This is a genomic window from Streptomyces sp. TG1A-8, assembly GCF_030499535.1.
GTDB lineage: Bacteria > Actinomycetota > Actinomycetes > Streptomycetales > Streptomycetaceae > Streptomyces.
Window position 1 is genome coordinate 225,417 of sequence record NZ_JASTLB010000004.1, and the last position, 18,605, is coordinate 244,021.

Annotated in this window: 13 protein-coding genes and 9 pseudogenes; 11 read left to right on the forward strand and 11 right to left on the reverse strand. The window is 68.1% G+C overall.

The window, feature by feature from the left end; translation table 11 throughout:
* Positions 1 to 151: 151 nt before the first annotated feature.
* Complete coding sequence (locus QQY24_RS33040; protein WP_301976634.1) at positions 152 to 469, reverse strand: hypothetical protein; 318 nt, start codon at positions 467 to 469, stop codon at positions 152 to 154.
* Between the two features lie 316 nt (positions 470 to 785).
* On the opposite strand from QQY24_RS33040, the gene QQY24_RS33045 reads away from it, so the two are divergent.
* From QQY24_RS33045 to QQY24_RS33065, 5 genes and pseudogenes are all read left to right on the forward strand, one after another.
* Positions 786 to 1,271 (forward strand): hypothetical protein, encoded by a 486-nt coding sequence (locus tag QQY24_RS33045; protein WP_301976635.1) that lies wholly within the window; start codon positions 786 to 788, stop codon positions 1,269 to 1,271.
* A gap of 44 nt (positions 1,272 to 1,315) precedes the next feature.
* Positions 1,316 to 2,062 (forward strand): helix-turn-helix transcriptional regulator, encoded by a 747-nt coding sequence (locus QQY24_RS33050; RefSeq protein ID WP_301976636.1) that lies wholly within the window; start codon positions 1,316 to 1,318, stop codon positions 2,060 to 2,062.
* A 269-nt stretch (positions 2,063 to 2,331) separates the two neighbouring features.
* Positions 2,332 to 2,816: pseudogene (locus QQY24_RS33055) on the forward strand (IS5 family transposase); the annotation flags it as partial.
* A 149-nt stretch (positions 2,817 to 2,965) separates the two neighbouring features.
* Positions 2,966 to 3,721 carry an alpha/beta fold hydrolase gene (locus QQY24_RS33060; protein WP_301976638.1) on the forward strand — a complete coding sequence of 252 codons (756 nt, stop codon included), beginning with the start codon at positions 2,966 to 2,968 and terminating at the stop codon, positions 3,719 to 3,721.
* Positions 3,722 to 3,820: 99 nt separating this feature from the next.
* Positions 3,821 to 3,931 (forward strand): annotated as a pseudogene (locus tag QQY24_RS33065) (IS6 family transposase); the annotation flags it as partial.
* Between the two features lie 47 nt (positions 3,932 to 3,978).
* Here QQY24_RS33065 and QQY24_RS33070 read toward each other — a convergent pair.
* Positions 3,979 to 5,199: pseudogene (locus tag QQY24_RS33070) on the reverse strand (IS110 family transposase).
* Between the two features lie 157 nt (positions 5,200 to 5,356).
* Between QQY24_RS33070 and QQY24_RS33075 the strand changes: the two are divergent.
* Positions 5,357 to 6,033: pseudogene (locus tag QQY24_RS33075) on the forward strand (IS6 family transposase).
* A 168-nt stretch (positions 6,034 to 6,201) separates the two neighbouring features.
* Here the strand turns inward: QQY24_RS33075 and QQY24_RS33080 are convergent.
* The 4 genes and pseudogenes from QQY24_RS33080 to QQY24_RS33095 all read right to left on the reverse strand — a co-directional run.
* Positions 6,202 to 6,522 carry a hypothetical protein gene (locus QQY24_RS33080; RefSeq protein WP_301976639.1) on the reverse strand — a complete coding sequence of 107 codons (321 nt, stop codon included), beginning with the start codon at positions 6,520 to 6,522 and terminating at the stop codon, positions 6,202 to 6,204.
* Positions 6,523 to 7,138: 616 nt separating this feature from the next.
* Positions 7,139 to 7,606 (reverse strand): hypothetical protein, encoded by a 468-nt coding sequence (locus QQY24_RS33085; protein WP_301972882.1) that lies wholly within the window; start codon positions 7,604 to 7,606, stop codon positions 7,139 to 7,141.
* Between the two features lie 86 nt (positions 7,607 to 7,692).
* Positions 7,693 to 8,292: a transposase gene (locus tag QQY24_RS33090; RefSeq protein ID WP_301976640.1), complete on the reverse strand. Its 600-nt coding sequence runs from the start codon at positions 8,290 to 8,292 to the stop codon at positions 7,693 to 7,695.
* Positions 8,220 to 8,756, reverse strand: a pseudogene (locus tag QQY24_RS33095) (winged helix-turn-helix domain-containing protein); the annotation flags it as partial. The pseudogene QQY24_RS33095 and the gene QQY24_RS33090, both read right to left, overlap by 73 nt.
* Positions 8,757 to 8,925: 169 nt before the next feature.
* On the opposite strand from QQY24_RS33095, the gene QQY24_RS33100 reads away from it, so the two are divergent.
* On the forward strand, positions 8,926 to 9,315 hold the full coding sequence (locus QQY24_RS33100; protein WP_301976641.1) for a hypothetical protein: 390 nt from the start codon (positions 8,926 to 8,928) through the stop codon (positions 9,313 to 9,315).
* Between the two features lie 1,338 nt (positions 9,316 to 10,653).
* A pseudogene (locus QQY24_RS33105) lies at positions 10,654 to 11,499 on the forward strand (IS5 family transposase).
* A 197-nt stretch (positions 11,500 to 11,696) separates the two neighbouring features.
* Here QQY24_RS33105 and QQY24_RS33110 read toward each other — a convergent pair.
* Positions 11,697 to 11,984 (reverse strand): annotated as a pseudogene (locus QQY24_RS33110) (integrase core domain-containing protein); the annotation flags it as partial.
* A gap of 7 nt (positions 11,985 to 11,991) precedes the next feature.
* Positions 11,992 to 12,684 (reverse strand): annotated as a pseudogene (locus QQY24_RS33115) (IS30 family transposase); the annotation flags it as partial.
* Between QQY24_RS33115 and QQY24_RS33120 the strand changes: the two are divergent.
* A complete protein-coding gene (locus QQY24_RS33120) occupies positions 12,589 to 13,683 on the forward strand; it encodes an IS701 family transposase (RefSeq protein WP_301976865.1) in 1,095 nt (364 codons plus the stop codon). The pseudogene QQY24_RS33115 and the gene QQY24_RS33120 overlap by 96 nt on opposite strands.
* Positions 13,684 to 13,701: 18 nt before the next feature.
* On the opposite strand, the pseudogene QQY24_RS33125 reads toward QQY24_RS33120, so the two are convergent.
* The 3 genes and pseudogenes from QQY24_RS33125 to QQY24_RS33135 form a co-directional block, all read right to left on the reverse strand.
* A pseudogene (locus QQY24_RS33125) lies at positions 13,702 to 13,947 on the reverse strand (transposase); the annotation flags it as partial.
* Positions 13,948 to 14,015: 68 nt separating this feature from the next.
* Complete coding sequence (locus QQY24_RS33130; RefSeq protein ID WP_301976642.1) at positions 14,016 to 14,885, reverse strand: alpha/beta fold hydrolase; 870 nt, start codon at positions 14,883 to 14,885, stop codon at positions 14,016 to 14,018.
* A 213-nt stretch (positions 14,886 to 15,098) separates the two neighbouring features.
* Positions 15,099 to 15,386, reverse strand: coding sequence for a hypothetical protein (locus QQY24_RS33135; protein ID WP_301976643.1), 288 nt, complete (start codon positions 15,384 to 15,386; stop codon positions 15,099 to 15,101).
* Positions 15,387 to 15,796: 410 nt separating this feature from the next.
* Between QQY24_RS33135 and QQY24_RS33140 the strand changes: the two genes are divergently transcribed.
* Positions 15,797 to 16,741, forward strand: a complete 945-nt coding sequence (locus QQY24_RS33140) for a LysR family transcriptional regulator (RefSeq protein WP_301976644.1) — start codon at positions 15,797 to 15,799, stop codon at positions 16,739 to 16,741.
* Positions 16,742 to 17,088: 347 nt separating this feature from the next.
* A complete protein-coding gene (locus QQY24_RS33145; protein WP_301976645.1) occupies positions 17,089 to 18,600 on the forward strand; it encodes an aldehyde dehydrogenase in 1,512 nt (503 codons plus the stop codon).
* Positions 18,601 to 18,605: the final 5 nt, after the last annotated feature.

Genomic DNA, 18,605 nt, shown 5'->3' on the forward strand with positions numbered 1-18,605 from the left:
ATGGGACCGTCGGGCGCGTGCGGTGGTCGAGCTCCACTCAGGGGGCCCATCCCCCCTTCCCGAGACCTCGGAAGGCAGGAAGGGCCGGCTCTCGGTCTACCAGTCGCGCACATGACTGCCAGCCACTACCCCTTTGAGGCAGGGGGATCTGTTACCCGGAGTGATCCTTCTCGATGAACGCACTCCCTCCGCCAACCGACGCACGCCGTCTCGTCGCAGCAGCGTGGACAGCCTCGTCAGGCGCCCCAGACATGTCCGCACCCGCATAAGCCAGGTAGATCGTCCCGACGTGCCCCACGGCGACGACCGCCCCCGAGGCGTCCGTACGCGGCACGGGATCGGCGAACGAGACGACCCCGCGCACGCCCCGGGCGAGGAGCGCGTCGAAGCACCGGGCGAGGAACCAGCTCTCCGCGTTCGCCGGGCACTCGTCGAGGAGCACGAACCGCGAGCACTCCAGCGACTCCACGTACGGCTCCTTCTGCGCACCGATAGACATGAATCTCGCAGGTCACTGGGTGTTCCACCTGTTGATCAACGATGTGATCGACAGGTTGGTCGAGTTTAAGCGGCGCATGGCTCCCGTCAGCCGGACCTGGTCCACCTCGGCGTACGTGGTGCACCAGGCGTCGCGGCGGGGTATGAAGGCGTGCCACTACTTGACCGCGTCAGTCGACCAGTCCGGGTGCCCTCCAGGTACCGGCAACCCGCTTCGCACCGTCTCGACTGAGGCATTCGGAGAGTTCCAATACCCGACTCCACCATCGGGCCGCTCGAAGGCCGACATGCTCGAGGTCCTGGACCAGGAGAAGGGCCTGGCCCTGGCCGAGACCCTCACCGAGGCCGGTGAACGCCTCGCCGCCGGCGAGAAGGTCAGCGGCCCGGCCGCCGACCGCTACCGCGCCGCGGCCGCGGAGTTCACTGACCGCTACGCCGGGACCTACCTGGGCAAACGCGAGCTGCGCGCGCTCGTCGACAACCCGCGCCTTCAGGTTTACGAAGACCCGAAGTTCTTCCTGACCTGCAATCACGATGCGTTCACCGCGCTGTGCGACCCGGACCGCGACCGGGCGCGCGACGGCGGCGGCCGCAGCACCCCGGATCACTCCCGCTGCCAGTCGGCGTGCGTGAACATCAGCCGCACCGACAGCCAGATCACGGCTCTGCAGGCCGAGGTCACGCGGATCGACGCCGCCGCCGAGGCCGGCCTCGACCCCTACCCCATCGCGGCCCGCGAACAGCAGCGCCGGGCCCACCTCAACCAGATCTAAGTGAATTCCTGCGCAGCCGAAGAGAGTGCCTGACTCCTGACGAGGTGGGCCTGCCCCAGACCGGCCGCCGCCGGACTCCGGGACTTCGCCGAGAGGAACTGGCGCTGCTGGCCGGGATGAGCGCCACCTGGTACACGTACCTGGAGCAGGGGCGAAAGATCCGCGTCTCCGAACAGGTGCTCAACGCCCTCGCCGCGGCGCTGTGGCTGGACCGCCACGAGCGCGATCATCTTCTCCAGCTTGCCGGTCACGCACCTGCGGCCGAAGCCGAGGAACGCGAGCCGCTCCCGGCCGAGGCGGGTGCCGTCCCCCTGTTGCTCCAGCCGAACCCGGCGTACATCATCGGCGGCAACTATGACGTCCTCAGCCACAGCCAGGCAGCCCACGAGTTGTTCCCGGGGCTCATCACTGAGGCGGACCGGCCCGCCAACTTCGCCCGCTGGGTGTTCCTCGAACCGATGGCCCGGGACATCCTGGTCGACTGGGAACCCGAAGCACGCGGCCTGCTCGGCCGACTTCGGACGCTAGCGGCACGCCACTCCGGCGACCCGCGGTACACCCGACTGATCGAGGACCTGAACGAGGGCAGCCCAGAGGTGCGGGACTGGTGGCCGCAGTACGAGGTGCAGGCCCGGCACAGCGGTCGCAAACGGCTACGACACCCGCAACGGGGAGCGATCGATTATGCATACACCGCTTTTCACCTGGCCGAACAGCCGGAACAGACACTGGTCATCTATACCGACAGCAGCGAACCGCCCGACGGGAGCGCAGCCGTGACCAGCGAATGAAGGAAGAGGCCGGCGGCAGTACCAGCGCTTCGATACGGCGGCGGAGGACCAGCAGCTGCGCGCCGAGCAACTGCTGGAGATAGGGTCGGGGGGTACCAGCCATTCTTCAATGCCGAGCCGCGCACGGTTACTTCTCCGTCCGCTCCCGGGTGGGCGCGACCCCGGGGGGCACAACGAGCCCGGCTCGTCTCGAACCAGGGGCTCAGACTGACCCCGCCCCACCGAACCCGGTGGCCCTTATCTCGCCACCTGAGAACGCATCAGCCCTGGCTCACGTCCGCGCCAAAAAAGGAGGGGCGAACTTACAGGTCTGTCGCCCGTGGACCGGGGCAAGCCGGGTTCCAGGATGCACGTCGTGTCCGACGCGAACGGATTGCCCCTGCGCGTCGGGCTCTCCGCAGCCAACACCCACGACAGCCTCGGTGAAGCCGATGATGGCCCACTTCCACGTAGGACACGAATCCCGCAGCGACCATTTCAAGCCCCAGCGGCTGCACGCCGACAACGCCTACGACCTTCCTGACCTGCGACAATGGCTTCACAGTCAGCACATCGGCGTCCGTATCGCCCGCGAAGGAATCGACTCAGGCGAACGACTGGTCCGCCGGCGGTGGGTCATCGAGCGCACACTCTCCTGGCTGACCGGCTACCGACGTCTGTCACCCCGCTACGAGCGTCACCCTGCAACTACCTGGCCCCTCTCGGCCTCGCTGCAGCCCTCTGCTGCTACAAACGCTTTGTCGAACTGACCACGTGGGACAGGTGCAAGGAGGAAAACGGCCCACTCAACGGACGCTGGTCCGTCCTCACCGGGTGCTTACACCGGCCGCACTAGCGTGGTCACCGTCTCGAATCCCGGGTGCGGAAGGCAACACCTTGATCAGTCGTCGTCAATTCTCCGCCGTGGGCGCCGCCGTTGCCGGTACCGCCCTCACCTCGATGCCCGACGCCCGGGCCGCGGAGGCGAAGCCGATGCCGGCGCGCAAAGGCGCGCGCAACGTTGTTCTGGTGCACGGGGCTTATGCCGATGGCTCGTCCTGGTCGAAGGTGATCCCACTGCTCCAGGAAGCCGGGATGTGCGTCACCTCCGTGCAGAACCCGCTCACGTCCCTGGCCGACGACGCCAGGACGGTCTCGTTCGCGCTGGACCGGCAGGACGGACCGACGGTCCTTGTCGCGCACTCCTACGCCGGAACGGTGATCTCGGAAGTGGGGCTGGCGGACCACGTCACCGGGCTTGTGTTCGTCGCCGCCCGCGCCCCCGAGGCCGGTGAGGACTACGCCGCGCTCTCCGCCAGGTTCCCCGCCGCGCCCGTCACGCCCGGCATCGTCAGCTCGGGCGGCTTCAAGTGGATCGACCAGGACGCGTTCCTGCGGGACTTCGCCAACGGCGTGCCCAGGAAGGAGGCCCTCGCCCTCTACGCCGCACAGGGCCTGCTGTCGACCGCCGCGCCGACGACGACCAACGCCGCATGGCGGGAGAAGCCCTGCTGGTACGCCGTCTCCCGCGACGACCGCACCATCGACCCCGACCTGCAGCGGTTCATGGCCCGGCGTATGCAGGCCACCACCGTCGAACTCGATTCCGGCCACCTGTCCCTCGTCACCCATCCCAAGCAGATCGCCCGGCTCATCCTGTCGGCGGCCGCCGCAGCCTGATCCCATCGTCTTCCACACCGCATGTCGTCGCCGGGCACTGTCACGTTGGCTGATGGGGTGGGATGATCTTCGGATCGGTCATGCTGGGAGGGATCGTCCGTGGACAGGGCGCCGCCGTCGTACCAGGGGCACCGGTACCCGGCCGAGGTCATCTCCTACTGCGTGTGGTGGTGCTTCCGGTTCCCGCTCGGTTTCCGTGAGGTGGAGGATTCCCAATGACAATGTCAAGCCCGGCGGCATGACGCCCCGTGAGGGCGTCATGCCGCAGCGGCACTGGCGCTGGGCATGGATGCCTCGAAGGTGCGGTGGTCGCGTATGAGGGCCCAGAGTACGTTGAGACGGCGTCTGGCCAGCGCGAGGACGGCCTGCGCGTGGCTCTTCCCTTCGGCTCGTTTGCGCTGGTAGAACCGCTGGGATCCGGGGCAGTGGACAGCTGCGACCTGGGCGGAGATGTAGAACATGCGCAGAAGGCGCCGGCTGTAGCGGCGTGGTATGCGCATGTTGCCGGAAACCTTGCCGAAGTTGCGGGGAACCGGAGCGAGCCCGGCGACGCCGCCAAACGGTCGGCACTGCCGAAGGCCGTCATGTCACCGCCGGTCGCGGCGATGAACCCGACGCCGAGGGTGTCACCGGTGCCCGGCATGGACGTGATCACTTCGGCGTCCGGATGCTCGCGAAACCGGCCCTCGATCAGGGCTTGGAGTTCCGCGATCTCCTGCTCGATGGCCATCACCTCGCGCGCGAGAATGTTCACCGTCTTCGCTGCGTTCTTCTCTCCAGGCACCACCGTCAGCTGGGCCCCTCCCGCGCTCACCGCCACGTCCGCGGCGTTTTCGCGGTGGAGTGCATCCGCACTCCATGGTTTTTCAGCCAGGCCGCTAGCCGTGCCCGGCCGACGCGCCGCAAAGCGGCAGGCGTCTGGTACTCCGTCAGCAGGATCAGCCCCGTCTTGGACTTGTTGTAGTCGAAGGCCCGCTCGAGCGCGGGGAAGTACTCCAGCAGTTGGGCGCGAAGCCGGTTGATCGCCCGCGTGCGGTCCGCGGACAGATCCATGCGCCGGACGGTGAGGATCCTCAGGTCAACCGCAATCTCGCTGGTCTCCTGCAACGGCTGCAGGTCACGGCGCATGCGGGCAGTATCAGCGATGACGAAGACGTCCTTCGCATCCGTCCTCCCGCTGCCCCGGTAAGCGGCGGATACGTGATGCACCGTGCGGCCGGGGGTGTAGAGCAGTTTCTGCTTGTGCCGGATCAGCAGCGCGATCCACGGCGCGGCGCCGCCGGCGTTCAGGTCCCCACCGCCCAGGTCACCGGCTCGCCGTCGACCAACTTCAGGACGTCACCGAGGAGTTCGAGCAGCTCAGCCTCGTTGTTCGGCACCCGTCGGGTGAGGAACACCGTGGAGTCCTTGTCGATCACCGTGCAGTGATGCTCGCCCTTGCCCGCATCCGTACCGGCCCACAGTTCGGGCACGTGCACCTCCCGAGTCGTCCCGTTCCTTCACCCAGCAGACGACCTCGCCGACGTGTCCATACGAAGCGATGCAGTTCGCGTATCCCAATGAGTGGCCGAGTCGTCGCAGAACCCCGGGCGGCCGATCCTCCAAAGCCACAACTTCGGCTGCTTGATGCAAGCCATACCCAGGGTCCCTGGGTCCACCGATCCTACGAATGACCGGTTCAGCCCCAGGAAGAAAGGTATGGAACTGATGCTCCAGCGCGGCGTCGTCGTCTCCCATGAGACGGTCCGCCGCTGGTGCGCCGAGTTCGGCCAGGCCTGTGCGAACGATCGGCGCCGGCGCCGATCGCGGCCCGGGGACACATGCCATCTGGACGAGGTGTTCGTCAGGATGAACGGGGAGCCGAAATACCCGTGACGGGCCGCCGACGTCGGCGGCAACGTCCTGGACCTCCTCGTGCACAGCCGCCGGACACGGCCGCGGCCGGGCGTTTCCTCCGAAAACTGCTCAAGAAGACTTGCTCGGTGCCGCGGGTGGTGGTCACCGATGAACTCCGTTCCTACGGCGCCGCCCACCGCGAGGTCATGCCCTGCGTCGAGCACCGGCAGTCGAAGTGTCTGAACAACCGGGCGGAGAACAGCCACCGGCCCACCCGTCGGCGCGAGCGCGCGATGAAGGGCTTGGCGCTCGGCCGGCGGGGCGCAGCGGTTCCCGTCCGCGTTCAGCGGTATCTCACCCCACTTCCGGCCCGCCGCCACCTGATGACCGCCACCGACTACCGCGCCGAGATGACCGTCCGCTTCGCCGTCCGGGACCAGATCACCGGCGCCGCTGACCTGCCCGCCGAGGCCTGAACGCCGGCCCGAAACCCGACCCACGCCACATTCCGACATGCCGTCAAAGACCCAGGCACCCAACAACGTGACAGCGCCAGCTACCGGCCCGAGGATTACCTCGGCACCCTCCACGCCCTCGACACCGCAGGCTTCTGACACGTCCAGGCCACCGGTGAGCGCCACGCCTCATTCGCCGACGCCGTTCGTGCCCTGCGCCGCCCGCCCACCTGGCCCCGTGAACGCGCCCGCGCCACGTGGTGGGCCCGCCGGCTGCTGGCCGACCCGGCCCTGCTCATCATTGACGTACAGACCACAGGGCTCACCAACCCCTTCGCCGCCCAGATCGCTGCGGCCGATGGCAGCGGGACTCTCATCCTGAACGAGCTCCTCGACCCGCAAGCTGAGTTCGAACCGGAAGCAAGCGCGCTGCACGGCCTCACCGAAGAAAGCACCCGTAACGCCTGCACCTTCAACGACCTGCTGCCCGTGCTTGCCGAGCTCTTCCACGGGCGACACCTCGTCGTCTACAGCACCTTCGACCACGCTGTCATCGCCGCGAGCTCCACCGCCACCTGAGCGACCCCGTCCGTGCCCGTCCGTGTCAGGGCATGGCTGAGCAGCAGTCGCTGGCACGACGCCATACCGCCCATCTCCACCTGGACCGGCCTGTGGTCCACCCGATACCACGCCTACCGCCACGTCAAGCTCGGCAGCCACTACGAGCCGCCGCCAACTGCCATCTCCTTCTGCGCCGCCTCCAGCAACTCGCCAACCACTGGACGGAGTCCTGACCCGATGCCCGACCCTGGCCTGCCGCCACCCCACCACGGCCGCCTGCAATGTCGGGCAACGCCGACCGTGTACCGCCGGACATCGAAGCCGCCCTCGCTGACGTGGCGAAGCAGCATGCGAAAGCCCGTCACCCTGGAGCGGAAGCTGCTCGCCGACCCCCGGCAGCGGTTCAAGGGACTTGCGCGGGAGCCCGGCCCGTTCGGCTGTGAGGTCCGGCTCGGTTCGACCGGCAGGTGCGGAGGGCGTCCGGTCCCGTAGGCGCGGGAAGCACGATGATTCGAGCTACTGAACTTGAACTCGTGATGTCGGGTTCATCGCGGGCTGACGTGCGTCAGATGTGGGCCCTGACTTGCCGCACTGGATGTCCGAGTGCGTCCCCGATGGCGGTCAGTTCCTCGTCGCTGAACCAGGCGCGCTCGGGGTTCCAGATGGCGATCTCGAATCGAGCAAAGCCACAGGGCCAGTCGTAGTCCAGTGCGTCCAGCGAGGTCGCGGTGCCGCAGCATGGGACCACCACGGCGAGGGTTGCGAAGCCGTCGTCGCAGTGGGCTTCGAGTAGGTCGCCCCACCACTCGGTGTCGATCGACGCGCCGCAGTGGGGACAACCGATCTTCTGCAGATTCTGACCACAGTCGACAACGGTGAGTGTGTCGTGCCAGGTGACGTCAATCTCGACGTCGACGCCGCCGGGGAGCCCGGGGGCCAGGTCCTCCACAATCGACGCAGTGCGGTCAGCCGCGGCCTGCTCAGGCTGCCACTGCGGGTCGGTCGGAATGACAGAGAGGACGTCGTCGCTCATGGGCTCACTCGATTCGTCGGGCGGGAACCTCATCCAGGCGACGCGATGCTACTGATCGCGCGTGCGGGTGGCAGGTTCCCAGCCGGTCACGCGTTGAGTGCCAGGCCGGTGCCGGTGAGACAGCCGTTGAGCAGCTGGGGCCGATACTGCAGCATCTTGAGCTTGCGTTTCACGGTCCGGGTGATCTGCCCCAGGGCGGCGGCGGCGAGGTTGCCGAGGTCGTGCTTGACCAAGGACCACACGCCTTCCTGCGGGTTCAGGTCCGGGGCGTAGGCAGGTAGCTGGAACACTGTGAGCCAGTCGGTGTTCGCCGCGAAGAACTCGCGCAGATCTGCGGTCAGGTGAATGCGGACGTTGTCCCAGACCAGCACGATCGGACCACCCAGCTGGATCCGGGCGCGGACCAGCAGGTCACGAAAGTCCCGCGAGCCGAAGCCCTTGGGCTGGTTCTTGCGTCCGCGGTATTCGCGAACTGCGTAGATCAGCCGCGACCGCTCACCCACCTTGTAGCAAGTCATGCCCACCATGGACACCCGGCCCGAACCTCGGCCCCTGACGCGCACCACCGGGGTCTGGCCGACTCGGCCCCAGGTCCTGGCACGCGGCGGCGTAAGCGACTGGCCGGCCTCGTCTTCGAAGACGATCCAGCCGTTGCACGCTGCCGCGGTGCTCTTACCCGCGGCCACACCTCTTTCTTCCACAGCTCCACCGCGTCATCGTCACGCTCGATCGCGCGGCGAGCGGGCTGCTGCCACGACCAGCCGTGACGCTTGAGCAGTCGCCACGTGCCCTCCACCGTGTACGAGATACGGAAGAGCCGACCGATCAGCTTCTTGACCCGAGCCAGGGTCCACCGCTGGTCAGCCCAGCCGTGCGCGAGCGGTCCACGCTCCAACTCCCCCGCCAACCTGGCGACCTGGGCAGCACTGAGCCTCGGACGACCAGGCGACCCCTTCGAGGCGACACCAGCCGCTCCACCCTCACGCCACTGCCGCCGCCACCGTTCCACCGATCTTTCAGACACCCGCAGAGCGGCGGCGATGTCCTTGTTCCTGTCCCCGGCTTCAAACCGAGCCACCGCATCCAGCCGCACTCGCTCCCGGGCTGCCCTCTCGGCGTCGGTCAAGCCGCCACCCTGCGCGTACCTCACAGGGACAGCAGTACAGCGCAGCGGGCTCAACTCTCAGCCGAACGACCCGACATCACCCAATCAAGTTCAGTAACCGGCGAACTGATGTCCCCATATGCAGCGATTTGATTGCATGACAACATGAATCGTCTCGGGATCAGCTCATGTCAATCACTGAGAGGAACATGCGATGCGCGCACAGCAGAGGATGGTTCGGTCGGCGGACGCCGCACGACGGCGGTTGACGACTGTCGCGGTGGCCCTCGCCGGAGCATGCGCTTTGGGCGTGGTGACGGCGGTGCCGGCGAGCGCGGAGGTCTCCACTCGATGCGGAACCTACATCTGCGTCAACACCGCTCATCAGGGAAAGGACTACGTCCAGGACATCACCGTCACGACGAGGGACGGGCTGGCCGGAACCCTGCGGGGCTTCGTGCGTGACTACGCGAAAAGCAGGGCGGGAGTGTCCCGGGCGCGGTTCGTCGTCAACCGCGAGTTCAGCGGGGAGCCACTGCTCGTCTGCGGTGGCCTGGACCGCGGTGGCAGGGTCATCGAGAACGTCTGCGTGAAGCTCTCCTGAGCTCCGCGCCCTTGCTCGGCGCCGGTGCCTCTTGGCCCGGGCCGCCACATCTCGACGAGTGGGGAAGGTCCTGGCCCATCCGTGTCAGACCCCGGGATGAGGCCCTCGGGGTCACACATGGAGACGATCGCGGCGATCTGGAACTGCGGGGCGCCGAAGTCCGGCAGCTCGAAAAGGGTCAGCGAACTCTGCTCGGACAGCCGCATCCCGGTGCGGACCATCAGGTCGCTGTAGGCGGAGTTCCGGGGCCGCGAAGCGGCCCCGGAACCGCGGTGAGGGCAGTGCGTCCGGGCCAAACCCGCGAAGCCCCACGTCCCGCCAGCGGAAATACGACGCCGGCGGCAGCCACTTCACATCCCGGCGCGGCCCGACGTGCGAGGACTCTGTCGGGGCCAGCCTCTCGCGTCGCCCGTGCACCGGGTCCAGGACGCTGACCAGCCGCTGCACGATCGGATTCACCCGCACGAGGTCCTGCCGACCGGCCGGGCGATCAGCGCATCGTCCAGACGACCGGCTCTCTCATCAGTCGAGCAGGCCGAAGCGGAGCCGTCCGGAGGGAAAGGACCCGGAGTAGTGGAGTAATGGTGCCCACCACGAACTCCTTCGCCGCCGCATCGGGCAGCGCCTCGACCGCGAAGCGCCGGGCATCGAAATCGGAGCCGCCACCATTGACACCGAGCGGCGGCGTTGGGGAGCTCGATGAGGTCGTGGAAGGGGAGAGCGTCTTGGACAGGTATCAGCATCCGGCCGCCCGCCGCCCTGGTACCGTCATCGCTCGAGCGGCAACACGCACGAACCGTCCGCAGAAACGGTGGGCGCCGCGATGGCGAAGGTTTCGGGCACCTACCGCTTCAAGGGCGTCCCGCAGCCAGAGGACCGGATTACCACCGGCTCGGGGTGCCGGTGCCCCCAGCGCCATGAGCTTGGGCTCGACGTATTGGCGACCTTGCTCCTGCTTTCTTACCTTCTGCGCAGCACGGTCGAAAGCGGGCGAGTTCGTCGAATCTTGTGCCGGGACAGCAAGGAACCCGCGCGTGCTGCCGCAACGTAATGCGGCAGCACGCGCGGGTTTCGCGGTGCTTGTGACCGTGTCGACCGCACGCAGGAGGCCGTTGCCGGTCAGAGGGTGAGGTGGCCCGTCGGATCTCTACTGGTTCATGGCGCGGCGTGACGAGGATGGGGGGTGGCGCCCCAGTTTTTCGTAGTCGTTCCTGCGGTGCTGAGACGGCGGTCCAACTGGTGGTGCAATGAGCCGCAGCGGGTGATCAGGTGGTCAGGGCGTAGGCCGTGTTTTAGGTCCGGGTTCCGCTCCATGCCTCGTGCCGTGATGATCACCACGTGGGGCGTGGGGATCTTTCTGATGAGCAGTGGTCAGTGCTGGAGTCGTTGCTGCCTGCGGGGGGGTGTCAGTCGCAGGTGGCCGGGGCGGCGACGGCTGGTGGATGGTGTGCGTCGACGGGTGCGGACGGGCGTTCCGTGGCGTGATCTGCCGCCCGAGTACGGTCCTTGGCAGACCGTGTACGGGCTGTTCCGGCGGTGGCAGCGGCAGGGGGTGTGGGCCCGGCTGCTGACGCTGTTGCAGGCACGGGCCGATGCGGCCGGGCTGATCGCGTGGGAGGTCAACGTCGATTCCACGGTCTGCCGGGCCCATCAGCATGCGGCCGGCGCTCGCCAGGACGGCGCGGGGCAGAAGGAGGCGCCTGGTGGTGTCGCCATCGAGCCCGACGAGCACGGGCTGGGCCGGTCAAGGGGTGGGTTCACCGCGAAGCTCCACCTGGCCTGCGAGCAGGGTCAGAGGCCGTTGTCGCTGCTCGTCACCGCTGGGCACCGGCACGACAGCCCGCAGTTCCAGCCGGTCCTGGAGGCCATTCGGGTACCTCGCACCGGTCCTGGTCGGCCGCGGTCCCGGCCGGACAAGGCCTACGGCTCCCGCGCGAACCGCGCTTACCTTCGCAGACGCGGCATCGGATGCACGATTCCGGAGAAAGCCGATCAAGTCCGCAACCGCAAAAGCGTGGTTCACGAGGCGGCCGGCCGACGAAGTTCGACTATCGCGAGCGCCATGCGGTCGAGTGCGGAATCAGCCGTCTCAAGCAGCACCGGGCAGTGGCCACCCGATTCGACAAGCTCGCGGTTCGGTACGAGGCGACGGTTCACGTCGCGGCGATCCACCAGTGGTTGTGAGCCGTCGGGCGGCCAGGCTGCCGTGCCATGCTGGCCATCGGCACTTCGAGCAGCACATGCATGGGGAGGTCCGGTGGCCGCTGACTACTACTGCGCGGACAGCGAGAACGGCGACCACGTCGACGACCCGTCCGAGGACGCCTTGTTCGAGCTGGTCACGGGCATTGTCCCCGAGGAATGGACACCTGTTCGTATCGTTATGCGGCAAGTGTCAGGGTAGCTGACTGCTGTTCGTAGACGATCGGTGCCTGCTGTCCGTTCGCCGAATGCCGGCGGCGGGTGTTGTAGCGCGTGGTCCAGCGGAAGAGCGCCAGGCGGCAGGCGCGGGCGCCGTCGAAACGGCGGGCGCCACGGAGCGTCTCGCGTTTGAGGGCGGCGTTGAACGACTCGGCGAGTGCGTTGTCCGCACTCGTGCCGACCGCGCCCATGGACTGCCGCACCCCCAGCTCAGCGCAGACAGCCGCGAATTGGCGGGAGGTGTACTGGGTGAGTTCAACCGGTCGATGCAACATCGGGTTGTTGAAGTGAGCGTAGCTGCTCATCGAAGACTTCGGCGGGGGTCTTCCAGCCGAGGATCTTGCGGGGCCGATTGTTGAGTGCGTACGCGACGGCTTCGAGGTCTTCGGCGGACCACCGAGACAGATCTGTGCCTTTCGGGAAGTACTGTCTCAGCAGCCCGTTGGTGTTCTCGTTCGTCGGTCGCTGCCAGGGCGAGTGCGGGTCAGCAAAGAACACCCGTGTTCCGCTCTCCATGGCGAACTGGGCATGGCCGGAGAGCTCCTTCCCGCGGTCCCAGGTGAGGGTCTTGCGTAGTTGCTCGGGCAACTTGGTCATCGATTGCGTCAGTGCCGCGTTCATCGCGACGGCCCCGTATCCGCCGAGCGATGGCCCGTTCTTCACATACGGTTTTTCGCCCCAGCCGTCCAGCCGTGGCAGATGAACCAGGAGCGTGGACCTGCTGCTGCGCTCGACGAGCGTGCCGATCGCGGACCTACCCGTCCCAATGATCAGGTCGCCCTCCCAATGGCCGGGGACAGCGCGGTCGTCGGCCTCGGCAGGGCGCTCGCTCAGAACGACGTCAGCGGTGACGTGGCCCTGCGGCTTGTTTCGGGACCGCGCCCTTGGTTCCCGCAGCGCACGGCCCGTGCGCTGGCACGTGACCAGCTCGCGCTTGAGCGCGCCCCGGCGGGCGTCCAGCGCCAGTACACCGGCACCGCCGGGCGCATTGAGAACTCCCAGGTCGGCGTCGTCCTCGCCTACGCCGCCAGCCGGGGACGGGCCCTGATCGACCGCCGCCTCTACCTGCCCGAACAGTCCTGGTGCACCGATCCCGAACGCCGCCGGGTGGCCGGGATACCCGACGAAGTCCGGTTCGCGACCAAGCCCCGCCTGGCCTGGGAGATGATCGCCGCCGCGCTGGACTCCGGGGTGCCGGCACCGTGGGTGACCGGTGACGAAGCCTACGGCCGGGACCCGCGACTGCGTGCCGCCCTGGAGGCACGCGGGACCGGCTACGTTCTCGCGGTCGCCTGCTCGACCAGGGTGCGGATCAACCCAAGCCGCACCCCCATCCGCGCGGACACCCTCGCCGCACGCCTGCCCGCCACCGCCTGGCAGCGGCACAGCGCAGGCAACGGTGCGAAGGGCCCGCGCCACCACGACTGGGCTTGGAGCCACATCGGCACCGGCGAACACCGCCACCTGCTCATCCGTCGCAACCGCACCACCGGCGAACTCGCCTTCTACCTGTGCTGGTCCCCCACCGAAGTGCCTCTGGCCGAACTGGTCCGCGTCGCCGGGACCCGCTGGAGCATCGAGGAGTGCTTCCAGGCCGCCAAGGGCCAGGCCGGACTCGACCACTACCAGGTCCGCAACTGGACCTCATGGCACCGGCACATCACGCTCGCCATGCTCGCGCTGGCGTTTCTGACCGCCCTTGCCGCCGACCCGGCACCACAATGGCCCGTCGATCCACTCCACCCCACCCGCGGCAGCGACCCGATCACGTCGACCGTCCCCGAGATCCGCCACCTGCTCGCCGCCGTCCTCACGGCACCGGCCGTGACCGCGGGCAGACTGCTGCACTGGTCCCACTGGCGCAGACGCCACCAGGCAACAGCCCGCCGCAGCCACTACCGACGACGATCCTGCTGGATAGATCACGAAACCGCACTGGAGTACTAGCAGGGCGGCGTGCGGGCGGGGCCAGACGCCGGCCTCGGTCCACCCCCGCAGCCGACGCCAGGCCGTGACTCCGGAGCAGCCCACGGTCCCGGCCGGAACGTCGCGCCAGGCAACGCCGGTCCGCAGGACGTCCACGATGCCCGTGAGAGCCGCCCGGTCCGGAACGCGAAGCCGCCCGGGATGCCGGCGGCACCGGTCGGGAGGTGGTGGCAGCAGCGGGGCCACCCGCTCCCACAGGTCGTCAGGAACAAGACCAGCACGCACCCGGACACCCCGCCGACCAAGATCGGCGAGTGCAAGACCCGCAGCTCAACCCATTCTGAAACGATCAGTTACTCAGGCCGTCCGGCGAAGAAGCCCGCAAGGGAGGACGCGAGCGCTTCCGGAGCCTCTTCGGCGACGTGGTGCCCGGAGTCGATGCCGTGGCCGCGTACGTCCGGTGCCCACTGCCGCCAGATCTTCACCGGGTCGCCGTACAGGTCCTCGAGGTCGTCTTGGAGCGACCACAGGATCAGCGCCGGGCACTGGATCTGTGTCCCGGTGGCGCGGTCGTCCTCCTCGTGCCGCCGGTCGATGGTGAGGCCGGCCCGGTAGTCCTCCAGCATCGCCCGCACCACGTCGGGGTTTCTCGTGGCCGAACGCCACTCGTCGTAATTCTCCTGCCCCATGCTCTGGGGATCGCCGCGGTACCAGCTGTCCGGATCGGCGTTGATGACCCGCTCGGGAACATCCGGCTGGGCGAAGAAGAACCAGTGCCACCACTGTGTGGCGAACTGGGTCGTTATGCGGGACAGGTGCTCGGTGAGGGGCAGACAGTCGATCAGCGCCACCCGCGAGACCACGTCGGGGTGATCGAGTGCGAGACGCAGCGCGACACTGCCTCCGCGGTCGTGCCCGGCGAGCGCGAACCGGGCATGGCCGAGGGAGCGCATCACCTCGACCACGTCACCGGCGACGGCCCGCTTGGAGTACCCGGCGTGGTCCGCGGTAGGCGCCGGGCCGGTGGACCGGCCGTACCCCCGAAGGTCGGGACAGACCACGGTGAAACCCTGCCGGACGAGGAGCGGGGCGACGCGATGCCAGGTCGCAGATGTCCGGGGGTGGCCGTGCAGCAGCACCACCGGCGGCCCTTCCCCGCCGAAGCGAACGAAAATCGATGCTTCGTCGACCTGAACCCGCTTGGCCTCAAAGCCCCCGAACAAGGCCCGAACCTCCCGCCCTCGTTTGTACACCGTCCACGGCGCCTACCGGTCCAGGGCAACCCTTCACTCGCCCACGAGAACCGCCGGGCCAACAGGCTGCGGAAGCTGCCTCCCTCGTCGGTGAGTGCTGCACCGGCACAGCCTTCCTCTTACCCCGCGGATGCCGTGGACACGACTACCTGATTCACCAACAGTGTCGTTGCGACGCCGGGGTCAGGGCGTTGCCACATGGTGGCTATCCGAGCCAGGTGATGGTGAGGACGGACAGGCGTCGCAGGGGCGGTTCACCCGGTGGGTGAGGGACGGCTGGCCGACGGAAGCGTGGCGGATGTCCTCGCCCTCGGGGTCGTCGGCGTCCCACTGCCGAAAGCCCCACGGGTCGGCCGCGGCGGCGTCCAGGACGTCCCACACCATGTCTTCGACGTGCTCGGGCAGGGTGTCGAGGACCTTCGCGGCCGGGGTGGAGGAGCGGATGGAGGGTTGCCCCAGCGTCAAGGTCAAGCCGCCCCGGGGGATGCTGTAGTCAGACGTCTGCCGGCCCACTGCCTGTGGGTGGCCATAGGCTCCCTCCACGGCTGAGAGTCGACCTTCGTGGGCGCACCCGGCTTCAGGTTCATCGGCGGTCATGACGCCCCTATGGCCCGAGCGTCTGTACACGGTGTGGGCCAGGTTCCGGTGAGCCGCTGCTCTTCTTGATCCTTCACGAGCGAATGAGCGTCTCGGAACGGTGACTGGTTTGGAAGACTTGTCGGGCAGCTCTCGATGCAACGTGTGCTGCTAAGACCCCTGCACAAACGGAGGCCGAGCCACAGTGGCGACTGAACGAGCACGCGAACCGCACCGACGCCGGTTCGCTGGGGCCGTCTGCGAACTGGGTCATTCCGCTCGGCCAAGTCACCCTCGGTGTCGTCGTGCCGAGCGCTGACAACGAGGGCAAGGCCGGCCCTCACGGCGATGCCCTCCTCTCCTTCGGCCTGGACTCCACTCACCTGCAGGCGTTGCACGCATTGCTGAGCGAACTCAACGTCACCGCGGCGGCGGCGCGTCTGGGGCGTACCCAGCCGACGTTGTCGAAGTCGCTGCGGAGACTGCGCCGGCACTTCGGTGACCCGCTGCTGGAACGGGCCGGCAACTCCTACCGGCTGACCGCGTTCGGTGAGCGGTTGCGCCCTCTGGTCGCAGCCGCGGTCGAGGCCGTCGACCGAGCCTTCGCGGCGGAGACGACCTTCTCTCCGGAGACGTCGACCCGGATCTTCACCATCGTTTCGTCGGATCATGGCATCGTCACGGCGGGGGCCGAGTTGTTGCGCCGGGTCCGCGGTCTCGCACCCGGAGCGGGCCTGCGTTTCCTGCCGGTCAGCGCGGAACTGCTGGAGCACGAGGACAAACACCTGCGCGCTGTCGACGGTGTCCTGCTGCCGCACGGATACCTCAGCCTCGCCTCTTCCGTGGACATCCACACGGACCGGTGGGTGTGCGTGGTCTCCGCGGACAACAAGTCGGTCGGCGACGCACTGACCAGACAGGATCTGGAACGGCTGCCGTGGATCGCGACCTTCGCGGACCGGGCCGGCCGCCCGCCTGCCTGGCGGCAGCTGGAACTGCTCGGGATCGTTCCTCGGGTCGTCGCGGTCGCGGACTCCTTCCTCGTCGTGCCCGGGCTCGTTCGCGGCACGGACGCGATCGGGGTGGTGCCGGGCCAGGTCGCGGAGACCCAGGGCGGTGACGGCGTCCGGGTACTGGAGTTCCCCTTCGAGATGGTGCCGCTGGTCGAGGCGTTCTGGTGGCATCCGGTGCACGACGCCGACCCGGGGCATCGGTGGCTGCGCGGCGTTCTGGGAGATCAGCGGTCATAGCTCCAGGGCATACGTCCCATGCTCGATATGCCCTACGTTTCAGGCGGGACTGAGGGCAGTGTGGAGGGCGCAACCTTTCCACGCCTTCTGAACGGATTGCCAGGTGGATCACCTCGTCGTCGATGCCCACGCCCTGACTTGTGGGCTGTAGAGGTGAATGCGCTCGGCCGCAAAGGGGTGCCGCTCGTCTCGGTTCACCGCTCGGCAGGGGTCTTTTTTTCGGCCCCCTGAACGGCTCGCGCCCCAGGCCTCCATGTCGCGGCCACAGCCAGAACGAGCGACGCCGCGCCTCGGGCACGTGCGCGCATCTGCCAGTCGATCCAGTAGTTGATCAGTCAAGGAGATCCATGACGACCTCGACCGCTACGCCGGCTGTAACCCGGCTGCGCTGGTCGTCGACCGACCCGGCCGACCAGTTCACCGTCCACGACCCGGCCACCGGCGAAGCCATCGCCACCCTTCAGGGTGCCGGCCCGCAGCAGGTGGACGCCGCGGTGCGAGCCGCACACGCGGCTCAACAGAACTGGCGCCGTCGCTCGCACGCCGAGCGCGGCGCCGTCCTGCGCCGGATCGCCGACACGATCCGCGAGCACGCCGCGGAGATCGCCGCCATCGAGACCAGTGACAACGGCAAGCCGACGAGCCAGGCGGAGGGTTTTGACCTGGCCGCGTCCGCAGCGATCTTCGACCTGTTCGCCGGGTCGATCACGACGCCGCCCAGCGCCGCGGCACAGAACGGGCCGCTGCTCGACGTCACGACCCTCGAACCCTATGGCGTCATAGGGGCGATCGTGCCGTTCAACTGGCCGCCCATTCACACCGCCGGCAAGCTCGCCCCGGCGCTCGCCGTCGGTAACGCCGTCGTGCTCAAACCACCGGAGCAGGCACCGCTGTCGGTGCTCCGGCTCATCGAGCTGATCGAGGAGATCGTCCCCGACGACGTGGTCCACGTCGTACCTGGCCGCGGCCCGGTCGGTGCCGCGCTCGCCGCGCATCGGCTCGTCGGGAAGATCTCCTTCACCGGTGCCCCGGCCACGGGAGTGTCCGTGCTGAAGACGGCGGCGGACAACCTCACCCCGGCGTTGCTCGAACTCGGCGGCAAGAACCCGTTCATCGTCTTCGACGACGCCGACCTCGACTCGGCCGTACCGTGGCTCATCGAGGGCGGCTACTTCAACCAGGGCGAGGCGTGCACCGCCGCTTCCCGCCTGCTCGTGCAGGACACCGTCTACGACGAGGTGGCCGACCGCGTGGCGCGGGCCGTACGGCGGCTGACCGTGGGCGACGGCGCCGATCCGGCCACCCACGTCGGGCCGCTCGTGACGTCCGAGCAGCAACGCCGGGTGCTGGACTACCTGGACATCGGGCGCGCCGAGGGAGCGGTGCTTCACGCGCAGGCCGAGTTGCCTGCAGACCCACGGCTGGCCGGTGGGTACTACGTTCCGCCGACCCTGCTGACACAGGTCGCGCCGACGATGCGGGTGGCGAACGAGGAGATCTTCGGGCCGGTCGTGACGATGATCCGGTTCCGCGACGAGGACGAGGCCGTGCGGATCGCCAACGGCACCCCTTTCGGACTCGTCGCGGGGGTGTTCAGCGGAAACCATCAGCGCGCGCTGAGGACCGCCGATGCCGTCCGCGCGGGTCTGGTCTTCATCAACCACTACAACAGGGCCGCTGTCGGAGTTCCGTTCGGCGGTACGGGAGCCAGCGGCTACGGCCGTGAACACGCCCACGAGACCCTGCACGAGTTCGGTTACAGCAAGAGCCTGCGCATCCCCAACGGGCTCGGCCCGATACCCCGATGGCAGCCGTCGCTCGACGTCACCGCGACCCCCGAACGAAAGGAACCCCGTTGACCACA